The sequence below is a fragment of the Bacillus sp. HMF5848 genome (genome assembly GCF_003944835.1).
Lineage (GTDB): Bacteria > Bacillota > Bacilli > Bacillales > HMF5848 > HMF5848.
Genome location: NZ_RWIV01000001.1, coordinates 2,791,438 through 2,806,408 on the forward strand (window position 1 = coordinate 2,791,438; position 14,971 = coordinate 2,806,408).

Sequence of the window (14,971 nt, forward strand, 5' to 3'; positions counted from 1 at the left end):
CTAATGACGATTTAATAATTATCCTTATTTTTATTCTAATGGAACAATTCGACAATGCAATATAAATTCCTCTATTTTTTTAAAAAAATCGATTAATTCAGATGAAATCTCACGTTTTCTTCATTATTCTTTCTTTTTCGACTGAATTTGTCGTTTGACAAAGTTCACAGATGATAAAATGTCGAAAATTCTTTACTGTTAATTCGATTATATAAGAAGCGGCACTATGATTACAAGTTATTCCCATTTTACGATTCGTAATATAAAATCGACATATAGTTCTCAGCCAGCAACATCTTTTATTTATCACATCATTTCTCAATTAATTCATTAGTTTGTTCTAATTCAAATTTAGACAGAAAAAAAGCGAGCTATGTTAGCTCGCTTCCTCATATGAATGGTTCTCTTCATAAATATTGATTCCAGCTTCATGTAGCATCCATTCAATATGAACACCGTAGCCTGAAGTTGGGTCATTTACAAATACATGCGTTACTGCACCGATAAGCTTACCATTTTGAATAATAGGACTACCACTCATACCTTGAACAATCCCCCCGGTTTTATCTAACAGGCGCGGATCCGTGATTTTGATAACCATGCCTTTAGTGGCAGGGAACTTTTGTGGTATAGAGGTGACAATCTCAATGTCAAATTCCTCAACTTTATCATTTTCTACAACCGTCAGTATTTTTGCCGGTCCTTCTTCAACTTGACTCGAAAGAGCTATAGGTAAAGGTTTATCTGCAATACCGTTTTTAACCGGTGTATGCAAAGAACCAAATATTCCAAACGGACTGTTTCTCGTTATTGTTCCAATTACTTTATTATCAGACGCAAAGCGTGCCATTTTCTCTCCAGGTTCACCTGTGCTCCCTTTATGGATTGATGTGACAGTTGATCTCATAATTTCTCCATCATCAACTGTTATCGGCTTTTTAGTATCCATATCAGATATTACATGACCTAACGCACCATACTTTTTAGAAGCAGGGTCATAAAAAGTCATCGTTCCTATTCCAGCTGCTGAATCGCGAATATAAAGACCAATGCGATACGCATCGTCGTCTTTGTCTTTTAATGGTGTTAATTGTGTTTTAATTTCTTTTTCATCTCTTAAAATTATCATATTTAGTGTATTACCTGTTTTTCCAGCTTTTTGTATGAACGTTGTCATATCATTCATCGTATTAATTGGTGTACCGTCAATCTCTTTAATAATATCTCCAACCTGTATACCCGCTATTTCACCTGGTGACTGCTTGCCATTACCGGTATCAATTTGGTGATGTCCGACAACAAGAACACCAACAGAGTTTAATTTAACACCGATTGATTGTCCACCGGGAATAACTTTAAAATCAGGTAGAACTCTAACATCAACCTGCTTTACTGGAACACCTGCCATTTGTAAAAGCATTTTACTACGTCCCGACTGTTCTGCACGAAATGATAATGTAGAATTGTCAGTTTCTATAACATCATTGTTTATTGTTGTGACTGCTAAGCTTGTCGGAAATGCCTTTGAAAGTTGATGTTGCTCCCCTTCAAAAACGGTTACAGATGTTGGAATATTTATATAATCCTGTAGCGGTTGAACAAAGCCTAATCCTATAAGTGAAACAAGGAGAATTGCACCCATTATTTTTCGTATTTTATCTAACGTCAAATTCCTTTCACTCTCCTCGCTCCTATCCCACACCACTCTTTTTTATATCGAATGGCTACACCTTTATTGTTACCTTGAAGTCAGTCCTTTTATAACTGTAAAATACATAAAAAAAGCTATCCGTATAGGATAACTTTTGAAATTATACATTTATTTGCTTCATTGAGTCAGCCATTTCTAATAATTCACGTGCATGCTGCATTGTTAAATCCGTTATCTCAACTCCAGAAATCATCCGGGCAATTTCCTTTACTTTCTCATCTTCTGATAAAATGCTGACATCTGTAATCGTGCGACCATTACGCTCACTTTTAGTTATGTACAAATGAGTATCAGCCATAGCTGCAACTTGTGGTAAATGAGATATACACAACACTTGTGACCCAATGGATAAACGAAACATTTTCTCAGCTATCGCTTGAGCTACGCGGCCACTAACACCAGTATCAACCTCATCAAAAATAATGGACGTAACTCCTTGATGACGAGAGAAAATGCTTTTCATCGCCAGCATAATTCGTGATAACTCTCCTCCAGAAGCAATTTTAGTTAACTGCTTAGGCGGCTCTCCCGGGTTTGTCGAAATATAAAATTCGACACCATCTATGCCGTTTTTTTGAAAATTTACACCTAACGATTCAAACTCTATAGTGAATTTTGTTTTTTCCATATAAAGCTCTTTTAACTCTTGCATAATAACAGTTGTTAATTTATCTGCATATTTTTTTCGAATAGCTGAAAGATTTTCTGCCTCTACGAGCACATCCTCTTTAATGCCGTCTAGTTGTTTCGCATAACTCGTTAGAATACTATCCTTGTTATCAATTTTCTCTATTTCCTCTTCAATCTCAGCGCCGTATTCGATTATATCGTTAACAGATACACCATATTTCTTTTTTAATCGTGATATCTCATGTAATCGTCCTTCTATAAAGTTAAGACGACCTTGGTCATACTCAAGGGAATCAAGAGCGCCTTGTAACTCATGTGCCATATCCTCAATAATATAAAAATTAGAAGCCAAGGAGTCGTATACACCTTTTAAATCATCTCTAAGTGTAGTAAGTCCCTCAACATGCGTTAACGCTAATCCTAACCAGTCAAGCCCTTTTTGTTCTCCTTTAAGAGACATAACGGCAGCTTCTAGTCCATGATGAAGCTTTTCAAAGTTGCTTATTTCACGCTTCTCTTGAGCTAAGCTCTCATCCTCACCTGGTTGTAAATTAGCGTTTTGAATTTCATGTAATTGGAACTTTAGCAAATCGAGCCGTTGCGCCATTTGTTGTTCATTTGTAGATAAGTCCTCTACTTTTTTACTTAATTCTTTATAGGATTTGTATAATTGTCCGTATTCATGAATCGCTGCTTTTACTTCTTCTCCACCAAACTCGTCTAGTAAAGATAAATGTAAATCAGAATGCAGTAGCTCTTGATGCTCATGCTGACCGTGTATATCAACTAAAGTACGTCCTATCTCACGAAGAATAGCAATCGTTACGAGTTTACCATTTATACGACACACACTTTTACCACTCGCCAATATTTCACGACGCAAAATAATCATTCCATCTGTAATATCAATGCCCATTTGTTGTGCGATGTTATAGCAAGGATGATCATCATCCTCTAGTGATAACAAACCTTCAATTTCAGCTCTTTTTTCGCCATGTCTAACAAATTCAATGGATCCACGACCGCCTGTTAATAAAAATATCGCATCAATTATGATTGATTTCCCTGCGCCTGTTTCTCCCGTTAAAACTGTCATGCCTGTTTCAAAAGATACGGTCAAAGACTCAATTATAGCAAAGTTTTTTATTGATAATTCTAAGAGCATATATATCACGTCCTACTTGGTTTAAATCATATCTAAAAACCGCTTTGAAATCATGTCTGTTTGTTTTTGTTCACGACAAATAATTAGGATTGTATCGTCACCACATATTGTTCCTAATATCTCATCCCAGTCAAGACTATCTATTAAAGCTCCTATTGCATTTGCATTACCAGGTAAGGTCTTCATTACAAGCAAGTGACCTGCACTATCAATTCTTATAAAAGCATCCATTAAAGCTCGCTTTAGCTTTTGCAAAGGATTAAACTTTTGGTCTGACGGCAAGCTGTATTTATAGCGCCCATCCATCGTAGGTACCTTAACTAAATGTAGTTCTTTAATATCACGAGATACAGTGGCTTGTGTAACATTAAAGCCCGCTTCCTTTAGTAGATCGACTAATTCATCTTGTGTTTCAATATCATTATTGTGAATCATTTCTTTAATCTTAATATGACGTTGTCCTTTATTCATGTACGCGCACCTCGTCTAAACCCTGTATTTTTATACCATTTATGTTATACGATAATCACCAGCTTGTCATTATTTTTGAGAAAATGCTTTAAAAAACTTACTTTTTTCGCCAACATTCACCATGAATTATATTATAAACACCATTATTGTTATATGCATTATTTAAAGGCCAAAAAAAGGAATGCCTAATGGCCATTCCTTTTTATCGGATAGATAAATATATAGTTCTTAATCAAAACAACTGTGTGATATATGATATTAAAGTGTTGTATATGTTGCTCTTTCCTGTTATCCTAACGAGTCATGGGCTTTTTTAACAATATCTTTAATGATGAATGATGGAGTATCATTCATTTCCATGTCATAGCTCCATTGTAAGTGTAGGAGAAATTCAATATTCCCTTCTCCGCCTGTTATTGGAGAAAAGGAAATATTCACAGGTTTGTACCCCTGCGCAATAGTAAAAGCAACTATTTCCTCAAGTACTGCTTCATGAACGTTCGGATCACGCACCACACCTTTTTTTCCAACTAAGTCTCTCCCTGCTTCAAACTGAGGCTTTACGAGTGCAATAACATCGCTATTGTTAACTAGTAACGTTTTTAAAACAGGTAATATTAGCTTAAGTGAGATAAAGGAAACATCGATGGTGGCAAATTCCGGCAAACCTTCTTGCAAGTCACTAGCTGTAACATAACGAAAGTTTGTTCGTTCCATAACTACAACACGTTCGTCTTGGCGAATTTTCCACGCAAGTTGATTGTAGCCGACATCGATTGCATAACAAAGTTTAGCTCCATTTTGCAAAGCACAGTCAGTAAATCCGCCTGTTGAAGACCCGATATCAATCATTATTTTATCTTGAACGGATACGTCGAATGCTTGTAATGCTTTTTCAAGTTTTAAACCTCCACGACTAACGTAAGGCATGACAGCTCCTTTAATAATTAAAGGAGCCGAATCATCTATTTTTTCCCCAGGCTTATCTAGTCTTGTTTCATTAGAGTAGACAATACCTGCCATTATTGCTCTTTTTGCTTTCTCACGTGTTTCTATTAAACCACGTTCCACTAATAAAACATCTACACGTTCTTTTTTACTCTTCAACTTTATGCCCTCTTTTGTTTTCTTGGTGTCAGCTTGATTGCATTTAACACTACATTCTCAGTCGTTAAACCTATTTCCTCTAACAATTCATTAACAGAGCCATGTTCAATGAAAACATCTGGAATACCCATACGTTCAATTGTACTGTTATGGAAGCCCTCTCCGTGTGCATATTCTAAAACAGCACTGCCAAAACCACCTTGAAGAACAGCTTCTTCAATTGTGATAATTGGCATATTATTACTTAATATCTCGTGCAGCATAGCTGTATCTAAAGGTTTAATGAACCTAGCATTCACTACTTTACAAGAAATATCTTCACGAGCAAGCTTTTCAGCTGCTTGCATAGCCATTTTTATAGTTGTCCCAAAAGTCAAAACACATACGTCTGTACCATCACGAAGTACTTCCCAGGTCCCAATAGGAATTTCCTTTAACTGTTCATCCATAGGAACACCAAGTCCATTGCCACGCGGATATCGAACAGCAATTGGCCCATCATTATAATTCAGAGCTGTATACACCATATGTTGCCCTTCGTTTTCATCCTTAGGCATCATTAACACTAAGTTAGGAAGATGACGTAAAAAAGCTATGTCAAACACACCTTGATGTGTTTCGCCATCTGCGCCGACAAGACCTGCTCGGTCAATGCCGAAAAATACATTTAAATTTTGTCGACAAACATCATGTACGACTTGGTCGTATGCACGTTGCAAAAAGGTTGAGTAGATTGCTAAAAATGGTTTCATCCCCTGTGTTGCAAGGCCTGCTGCCATTGTAACAGCATGTTGTTCCGCAATACCTACATCATACATTCTCTCTGGAAATTCTTTTGCAAACTGCTCAAGCTTAGACCCAACTGGCATTGCTGGCGTTATTGCAACAATTCTCTCATCATCTTTCGCCATTCTGCGTACAGTGTTACTAACTAAGCCACTCCAAGAAGGTGCTGCACTTTTGGATTTCACAAAATCCCCTGTATCAATTTTATAAGGTCCGGTGCCATGCCATGTACCAATCTTGTCATTTTCAGCCGGATGATACCCTTTTCCTTTTTTAGTAATCACATGAACTAAAACAGGTCCTTTTGTCTTTTTAGCATATTGTAAGTTCTCAAATAGAGAATCATATGAATGACCGTCTACAGGACCAAAATACGTAAAACCAAGCTCTTCGAAAAAAATACCAGAAACCAGTAAGTATTTAAGACTATCCTTTACTCTCTCCGCCGTTGATGCTAATCTCCCACCAACTGCAGGAATTTTCTTCAGCAGCATTTCTAGCTCATCTTTCGCTCTGTTATATTTTCCCGCTGAACGTAGGCGACCTAATACGTTATGAAGCGCACCAACATTCGGTGCTATCGACATTTCATTGTCATTTAAAATGATAATCATATCTTTTTGTTCGTGTCCGATATGGTTTAAAGCTTCTAACGCCATGCCACCTGTTAGAGCTCCATCGCCAATTATTGGAATGATATATTCACCCGTTTTCTTCAAGTCTCTTGCAACGACCATGCCCATTGCAGCAGATAGCGACGTTGAACTATGACCTGTTTCCCACACATCATGCTCACTTTCAACCATCTTCGGAAACCCACAAAGACCTTTATATTGACGTATAGTATCAAACTTATCTGCACGGCCTGTTAAGATTTTATGAACATACGATTGATGACCAACATCCCAAAGAAATTTGTCCTTAGGACTATCAAATACCTTATGAAGAGCAATGGTCAGCTCTGTTACCCCTAAGTTCGGTCCAATATGACCACCAGTTACTGATAATTTTTCAATTAGAAAATGACGAATATCTGCACTTAATTCTTCTAATTCAGCATTTGATAAATTCTTCAAAAACGAAGGGTCTGATATTGTTGTAACGTCCATGCGACTCACTCGCTTTCGTATTGTCTATTTTTTCACCTTTTTTTCTTTCATAATTGTAATGTTATAATTGCTTTCAAGCAAATAAAAGGTTTTTCCGACGAAGAATATGATGTTTGTGGAATACTCAAGAGCTAATGACTTACCCAGAGCCTTCCCACCGACCGTTAAAGCGGCTATTACACTCGTAAACAGCACGGATGCTACAAACTGTATCGTAGATTCCCCTGGTAATTGTAATTCAGTCATTAATTGAACTATTACGAACGCTGCAGCTGTACCACTTATTATGCCTGAAATATCACCAATTACATCATTACAAAAGCTTGCAAATCGGTCTGCGTTTCTAACAATATTAATCGCTTGCCTTGCACCATCTACTTTTTTAGATGCCATAGCATGAAAAGGCACCTCATTTGCTGCTGTTGCCGCTATTCCTAACATGTCAAACACAATTCCTATTAATACAATTATTAATACAATTATCATCCCGATACCCCAGGCAACACCTCGGAGAGAAATCGTTGAAATAATTGAAAAAATAGCCGCTAACACAAATGTGGTAACGGCAATTCCTACGCTCCATTTAAGAGATTTTCTAATAAATTCACTCATGGTAGTATATGCTAACTCACTTTATCATAGTTTTTTGTTCCGTCACGCTACTATGTAGCGGATGGTCATATATTGAGTAAAAACTGCGGCTTAGGTCCAGTAGGTTTTCCCAAGTATGTACCGCGCGTTGCCGCAACGGCGGTTCCCCTTTAAACACACCTTAGCTGTGTCACCATCAGCTAGACTGGATTACCACTTAGTCCGCACTATAATCCCCAATATATGTCTTTACAAAAAAAACAGTCTAGGAGTTTTCCTCAGCAATCTTACACTAAACCTTAGCCTCTTTTGCAGAGTTGATTTCATACGGCATAATTGAAACATATATCAATGGCCACCTGATGTATGCTCTCAACCATAATCCCCTCAAGTTCCACTCAAGGCAGGCTACGCTGTTCACGGGAGTCCGTGTAACAGGTTCATACCCCATCTCATAAGAAATTTACTCCATACGAAAATGGGCCTCCACGGAAGTAGGGTCCACGCCCACATGCCATTGTGGATCGCCCTACGACCTTAACCCCCAGCATCAACCCAAAGCTGGGCGCTTCAAGCCAACACAAGGGACTTCATCGATGTGCCCTTTAGCGGATTTTTAGGCCCGCCTTCAAGTTTAGGTGATTGACTAGAATACTGCACCATCCTATATAATTATATCACAATTGATAGTTTCTCTCAATTTAACAATATATTGAAAAGCTTTATTGCTTTCGACTTGCAATCATATCACATAAGTGCTGCAAAACAACGCTGTTAATTTTTGCTTTTGTAAGACAATGCTTAGCTTCATTGATATGTGAATGAAGCTTATCATACGCCCCTTTAAGCGTTAACAACGCAGGATATGTGCTTTTTTCGTTCGCAACATCGCTACCGACTCGTTTTCCTAACTGTACTTCGTTTCCTTCGATGTCAAGAATGTCATCACGAATTTGAAAAGCTAAGCCTACATGATAACTATATTTATCTAACCATGCAATCTGCTCTTCAGTCGCATTCGCTATCACCGCTCCAGCATACACGCTGTATGCTAGTAACGAACCAGTTTTGTGGGTATGAATATATTCAAGCTGCTCAAGCGGTAAAGATTTTCCTTCTCCTTGCATGTCAGCTGCCTGACCTCCTACCATTCCCTCTGGGCCTGCAGCTTGTGCAAGTCTTGCAATAAGAGCAACACGTTTTTCAGCTGAAAGATGAGTTGCTTGTGCTATTAATTGAAAGCTATATGTTAGCAAACCATCCCCAGCTAAAACCGCCATTGCTTCTCCAAATACTTTGTGATTTGTAGGCTTCCCTCGCCTTAAATCATCGTCATCCATACACGGTAAATCATCATGAATAAGCGAATAAGTATGAATAATTTCTATCGCACTTGCTACCTCCATCCCCCATTCAATTGGCTTTTGGAAAGCATGTAATGTTGCGAATGTAAGTAATGGCCTTATTCGTTTGCCACCTGCTTCTAAAGAATACGACATGGCTTCTGAAAGTGTCGCAGGTACCTGCAACGTTTGAATATGCTGCAATAATTGGAGTTCAAATTGCTGTTTCCATTCTTGCATAAGCATTGAAGGCTCAGGCATTATTGATCCTCCTGCACTTGTAATGGATCAACACTTCCATCCTCACGAAGAATTTCATCCATTTCTTTTTCAACAGCTTGAAGTTTTTCATGACATATTTTTGAAAGCTTCATGCCCTCTTTAAAAAATATGATTGCTTCTTCCAAAGGTACATCGCCCTGTTCTAATCGATCGACAATTTGTTCAAGGTTCACCATCGCTTCTTCAAAGGTAACCTGTTTCTCCTCACTTACTGACATTTTTTCTGTCCACTCCTTTAACTTGACAAGCTATAGAACCATCAGCTACTTGTACAGATATCATATCATGTTCTTTTACTTGGTTTACACTTTTAATAAGCTGTTCCTTCTCGTTATAAACAACACTATATCCCCGCTCCATAACAGCGAGCGGGCTAACAGCATTTAATTTGCCTAACTGATTGGCGAAAGCTGTATTTGCACCTTTCAAAATCGTGGTCATTTCTTTAATTAGTGTTTTTTCCAATGATTGATGAGCTTGTGTTGCATTTTCATATTGAGCATGTGGATGGTATCTGTTAAGAGTCTTGAATATTTGTTGCAGTTTTTCTTGTTTTTGTTGTAGTAATCTCGTCTGACTTTTATCAAATTGCTCCATCATTCTATCCAGTTGTTCTTCTTTCTGTCTTAACAGCTGCTCTGGATAACGAAACGCATATGATCGTTGTAGCTTTGCTAATTGATGTTCATACGTATGCATCTGCTCTCGCATAGAACGAAGTAACCTTGTTTTTCTCTGAAGAAGACGTTCCTGGAGATCCGCAATATGAGGCACAGCGAGTTCCGCTGCACCAGTCGGCGTTGGTGCACGAAGATCTGCTACAAAATCGGCAATAGTGTAATCTGTTTCGTGACCTACTGCTGATATAATAGGAACTTTCGATTTGTATATCTCTCTTGCAACCACTTCTTCATTAAACGCCCATAGCTCCTCTATAGAACCGCCACCTCGTCCAACAATCATAACATCAAGTGTACCAAGCTTATTTCCTTGTGATATGGCATTCACAATAGATGAAGGCGCATATTCACCTTGTACAATCGCTGGAATCAAAATAATTTTAGCAATGGGATAACGTCTTTTAATTGTCGTCACTATATCACGGATAGCCGCCCCGGTTTGTGACGTAATAACTCCAATTGTTCGTGGGAACTTAGGGATGGGCTGTTTATGTGCTTGTGAAAATAGTCCTTCTAGTTCTAATCGCTTCTTGAGTTCCTCATAAGCTAAATATAAATTTCCGATCCCATCCGCCTGCATTTCTTTAGCATACACTTGATACGTTCCGCTTGGTTCATATAAAGATATTTCCCCACGCACAAGAACTTTCATACCTTCTTCTGGCTTAAACGCTAAACCCTTATTATGTGTGGAAAACATGACAGCTTGAATACGTGCTTGCTCATCTTTAAGAGTGAAATATAAATGACCGCGACTGTGAAGCTTCACATTAGACAGTTCGCCCTTAAGCCATATATCACGAAGATGCTTGTCCACATCAAATTTTCGCTTAATATATTTTGTGAGGGCCGTAACTGTTACATATCTTCTTTCAGTCATATTAAGACTCCTCTTATGATATTTTTTCTGTATGTAATGTCTCTGCGGCTTTTACCGTATTAGCTAGGAGCATCGTAATTGTCATAGGCCCAACTCCACCAGGTACCGGAGTAATATAAGAGGCTTTTTCTACCGCACTATCAAAATCGATATCACCCGTTAAAGAACCATTATTTAAACGATTTACTCCTACATCAATAACGAAAGCTCCTTGCTTAATGTAGCTACCATCAATCATATGAGCTTTTCCTACAGCTGCTATTAAAATATCTGCTTGTAATGTTATCTCTTTTAAATTTTTTGTTCGTGAGTGACATATAGTGACAGTAGCATGTTGTTGTAAGAATAATTGACTTACTGGCTTCCCAACAATATTACTTCTTCCGATTACAACGACATGTTTTCCTGATATTTCAAAGCTTTGTCTTTTGACTAGCTCTAAAATACCTTGAGGTGTACAAGGAACAAACGTATCTTGTCCTGTTAGAAGTCTTCCCACAGAAATAGGATGAAATCCATCCACATCTTTATATGGCGAAATCCTCTCGATAACTTTTAATTCATTTATGTGCTTTGGCAAAGGTAGTTGTACTAAAATCCCGTGAACAGACTCATCGTTATTTTGTTCATCAATTAATTGTAATAACTCTTCTTCTGTAATTGAATCAGACTTAACTATCAGGTTAGACACAATACCTACTTCTTGACAAGCTTTTTGTTTACCTTTTACATAAGAATGCGATGCAGGATTATCTCCAATTAAAATCACAGTAAGTGCTGGCTTAATTCCTTCATCTTTCAAGGTCAAAACTTTAGCCTTCAACTCTTCTCGGTAAGCTGCTGCCACTTGTTTTCCACTTACTATCTCTGCCATGTAAAGTCTCCTCTCAATTATGTATATGTGCTTGCTCTTTTATTTCTCTAGTCCGGACTTTAGCTTTGATAAAACACCATTAACAAATCTACTTGACTGGTCATCTCCGAAGGTTTTTGCCAATTCGATTGCTTCATCAATACTAACATTGACGGGTATGTCATCTAGAAACCTCATTTCATAAGCAGCAATTCTAAGTATGTTGCGGTCAATTCTTGCTAATCTAGATAAAGACCAATTTTCAAGATGCTTCGTAATGAATTCATCAATGGCTTCTTGTTGCTGAACAACCCCATTTACTAACTCCACTAACAACGAGTGTGGGGACTTGTCCTCTAACACTGCTTCAATAGCCTCTTCAGCTGAAGTTTTTGTCATATCTATTTGGAACAATGCTTGTAATGCTTTTTCCCTTGCCTGATGGCGATTCATGTTGTATCGAATCCTTCCTATATCGAAATTTGTATTATGTATATTATTAACGTTCATCATATCACATTATCACGCATTCATCATCTGTGTATATAATCTCAGCAAATAATCTTAGCTTATTCATTATTTTTAAAAAAACGGACGTGATATATCACTTTAACGATTTACTGTTTCGTTTTTTATGCATACGCTAATATTTCGTTTTGAGAAAGATTTAACAATAGAATATGCTTTCTAAAGATATATTTCTAAGAAAGATCAGCGAATACACTATACTAACACTTCAACTTGCAATGTTTGCTTTAGTCTCTTGCTAAATAGAAAAAAACTACCCCAAAGAGGTAGTTCTTTTCGATCACATTACATTTCTTCTTCAATATCCACTTCTTGTTTTTGGTTTTCAAACTGAATTCCCACAACGTGAACATTTACTTCTTTTACATCTAAAGCTGTCATATTAACTAATGCTTCACGAATATTGTCTTGAACTTTTTTCGCAACAGTTGGAATAGATACACCAAACGTCATTGAACAATATACGTCTAACACTATTCCTTCCTCGGCAAGCTCTACTTTAATACCTTTACCATGATTCTTTTTTCCTAATCGCTCAACAACACCTGCAGCAAAGTTACCGCGCATTTGCGCTACTCCTTCAACTTCAGACGCAGCAATACCAGCAATAACTTCAATTACTTCAGGAGCAATCTCAACTTTTCCTAAGCCAGTCTCCCCTGGATTCATATCTAGCAAATTATTTTCCGTCAAGCTAATGCACCTCCTTATTATAGTCTATGACTTCATGATGTCGTACATTTCTAAAAATTTTGTATTAAATTCGCCACCAATAAATTTCTCATGGTCCATTAATTTTATATGGAAAGGTATAGTTGTGTAAACACCTTCTATAACAAATTCACTTAATGCACGTTTCATACGAGCGATTGCTTCTTCACGTGTAGGTGCATGCACAATTAATTTTGCAACCATAGAATCGTAAAATGGCGGAATCATATAGCCAGGATAACAGGCTGAGTCAACGCGTACCCCATAGCCACCTGGTGGTAAGTACATGTTGATTCTACCTGGTGACGGCATAAAATTCTTTTCAGGGTTTTCTGCATTAATCCGACATTCAATCGCCCAACCGTTAAACGTAATATCTTCTTGCTTCATTGCTAATGGTTTACCTGATGCAATTAAAAGCATTTCTCTAATTAAATCGACACCTGATACCATCTCTGTAACAGGATGCTCAACTTGTATGCGTGTATTCATTTCCATAAAGTAAAACTTTTTCTCACGATAATCGAAAATGAATTCAACTGTCCCAGCACCAGTATAATTTACAGCTAACGCAGCCTTAACTGCCGCGTCACCCATCTGTTGACGAAGGTCTTCTGTAATAGCTGGCGAAGGTGTTTCCTCAAGAAGCTTTTGCATTCGTCTTTGTATAGTACAATCGCGTTCACCTAAATGTACAGCATGTCCAAAGGAATCTGCAAGTATTTGAATTTCAACGTGACGGAAATCTTCGATGAATTTTTCAATATAAACACCAGGGTTGCCAAACGCCGTCGCAGCTTCCTGCTGTGTCACATTTATACCTTTTATCAGCTCCTGCTCGTTCTTGGCGACGCGAATTCCTTTTCCACCGCCACCTGCAGTAGCTTTAATTATAACTGGGTAGCCAATCTTGTTTGCTAATTCAATGGCATCTTCTGTATCTTTAATAATACCTTTTGAACCTGGCACAATAGGCACACCAGCTTCACGCATTGTTTCTCTCGCAACGTCTTTTGTTCCCATTGCTTTGATCGCTTCAGGCGAAGGACCGATAAACGTAATATTACATTCGCGGCATAGCTCAGCAAAATTAGCATTCTCAGCTAAAAACCCATAGCCGGGATGTATTCCGTCACTACCGGTTAATGTTGCTACACTTACGATATTTGTAAAATTCAAATAGCTATCTTTTGAGGCTGTTGGCCCAATGCAATACGCCTCATCTGCTAGCTGGACGTGTAGTGCATCACGATCTGCTTCTGAAAAAACAGCGACCGTTTCAATGCCAAGCTCTTTACAAGCACGAATAATTCGTACTGCTATTTCCCCACGATTTGCGATGAGCACTTTTCGTAACATTCTTCCTCACCCCTTATTCAGGTTTCACTAAAAAGAGCGGTTGGCCATATTCAACTAATTGGCCGTTTTTCACAAGCACCTCTACAACTTCACCTGCTACTTCAGCTTCAATTTCATTAAATAACTTCATAGCCTCAACAATACACACTACTGTATCATTTGTAATCTTATCACCTGGTTTCACATAGACTGGTGCATCAGGGTTTGGTGATGAATAGAACGTCCCTACCATTGGCGACGTAATTTTATGTAAGTTGTCAGCCTCCGCGACTGTTTCCTCTTTTCCCGTTTCCTTCACTTCTTCCTTAACCGGTGGTTTTGGCGCTTCCGCTTGCGGAGCTGGTTGAACTGGTGCAGATACACTTTGCGCTACCGGCTCTGCGACTGTTACAGATGGCACAGCTTGCACAGAAACACCGGTTCCTGGCTTTTTCATTTTCACCTTCGTTCCATCACTCTCAAAAACAAATTCTTCAATGTTTGACTGATCAACTAACCGAATCAACTCTCGAATTTCCTGGATCTTTAACATGAGTCACACCCCTTATCCGATTTTTTGGAAAAAGTATACTACGTTACCATGATACGACAGTCGTATACACCATTCAATACTATTATGAATACGTTCATTAAAAATTCTAAATATTAACAGAAAAAAGGTCGAAGTATAATGAGTCTTTCTTAAAGCATTTTCAATTCTCGAGCTCATACCATCATTTAAATCATTTATTTAAGGATAACCTTTTGTTAAATTGCATCAATATT

The 14,971-nt window shown here is 38.0% G+C and carries 14 protein-coding genes; all 14 read right to left on the minus strand.

Features of this window, described 5'->3' with window-relative positions:
* Positions 1–376: 376 nt before the first annotated feature.
* Complete coding sequence (gene spoIVB, locus EJF36_RS13370; RefSeq protein ID WP_125906795.1) at positions 377–1,669, minus strand: SpoIVB peptidase; 1,293 nt, start codon at positions 1,667–1,669, stop codon at positions 377–379.
* A gap of 142 nt (positions 1,670–1,811) precedes the next feature.
* A complete protein-coding gene (gene recN / locus EJF36_RS13375; protein WP_125906796.1) occupies positions 1,812–3,506 on the minus strand; it encodes a DNA repair protein RecN in 1,695 nt (564 codons plus the stop codon).
* 21 nt (positions 3,507–3,527) lie between these two features.
* Positions 3,528–3,977, minus strand: a complete 450-nt coding sequence (gene ahrC, locus EJF36_RS13380) for a transcriptional regulator AhrC/ArgR (protein WP_125906797.1) — start codon at positions 3,975–3,977, stop codon at positions 3,528–3,530.
* A gap of 288 nt (positions 3,978–4,265) precedes the next feature.
* Complete coding sequence (locus EJF36_RS13385) at positions 4,266–5,084, minus strand: TlyA family RNA methyltransferase (protein WP_125906798.1); 819 nt, start codon at positions 5,082–5,084, stop codon at positions 4,266–4,268.
* Between the two features lie 2 nt (positions 5,085–5,086).
* Positions 5,087–6,979, minus strand: a complete 1,893-nt coding sequence (dxs, locus tag EJF36_RS13390) for a 1-deoxy-D-xylulose-5-phosphate synthase (RefSeq protein WP_125906799.1) — start codon at positions 6,977–6,979, stop codon at positions 5,087–5,089.
* Between the two features lie 24 nt (positions 6,980–7,003).
* Positions 7,004–7,591, minus strand: coding sequence for a hypothetical protein (locus tag EJF36_RS13395; RefSeq protein WP_125906800.1), 588 nt, complete (start codon positions 7,589–7,591; stop codon positions 7,004–7,006).
* 701 nt (positions 7,592–8,292) lie between these two features.
* A complete protein-coding gene (locus EJF36_RS13400) occupies positions 8,293–9,174 on the minus strand; it encodes a polyprenyl synthetase family protein (protein ID WP_125906801.1) in 882 nt (293 codons plus the stop codon).
* Positions 9,174–9,413 (minus strand): exodeoxyribonuclease VII small subunit, encoded by a 240-nt coding sequence (locus tag EJF36_RS13405; RefSeq protein ID WP_125906802.1) that lies wholly within the window; start codon positions 9,411–9,413, stop codon positions 9,174–9,176. Before EJF36_RS13405 ends, EJF36_RS13400 begins: the two co-directional genes overlap by 1 nt.
* Positions 9,400–10,755, minus strand: a complete 1,356-nt coding sequence (gene xseA / locus EJF36_RS13410) for an exodeoxyribonuclease VII large subunit (protein WP_125906803.1) — start codon at positions 10,753–10,755, stop codon at positions 9,400–9,402. The genes EJF36_RS13405 and xseA overlap by 14 nt, the downstream gene beginning before the upstream one ends.
* A 13-nt stretch (positions 10,756–10,768) precedes the next feature.
* On the minus strand, positions 10,769–11,629 hold the full coding sequence (gene folD / locus EJF36_RS13415) for a bifunctional methylenetetrahydrofolate dehydrogenase/methenyltetrahydrofolate cyclohydrolase FolD (RefSeq protein ID WP_125906804.1): 861 nt from the start codon (positions 11,627–11,629) through the stop codon (positions 10,769–10,771).
* Positions 11,630–11,668: 39 nt separating this feature from the next.
* Complete coding sequence (gene nusB, locus EJF36_RS13420; protein WP_125906805.1) at positions 11,669–12,061, minus strand: transcription antitermination factor NusB; 393 nt, start codon at positions 12,059–12,061, stop codon at positions 11,669–11,671.
* A gap of 360 nt (positions 12,062–12,421) precedes the next feature.
* The gene (locus tag EJF36_RS13425; protein ID WP_125906806.1) at positions 12,422–12,829 is read right to left on the minus strand and encodes an Asp23/Gls24 family envelope stress response protein; all 408 of its coding nucleotides are present in this window, start codon (positions 12,827–12,829) and stop codon (positions 12,422–12,424) included.
* Positions 12,830–12,853: 24 nt separating this feature from the next.
* A complete protein-coding gene (accC, locus tag EJF36_RS13430; protein WP_125906807.1) occupies positions 12,854–14,206 on the minus strand; it encodes an acetyl-CoA carboxylase biotin carboxylase subunit in 1,353 nt (450 codons plus the stop codon).
* 13 nt (positions 14,207–14,219) lie between these two features.
* On the minus strand, positions 14,220–14,738 hold the full coding sequence (gene accB / locus EJF36_RS13435) for an acetyl-CoA carboxylase biotin carboxyl carrier protein (RefSeq protein WP_125906808.1): 519 nt from the start codon (positions 14,736–14,738) through the stop codon (positions 14,220–14,222).
* Positions 14,739–14,971: the final 233 nt, after the last annotated feature.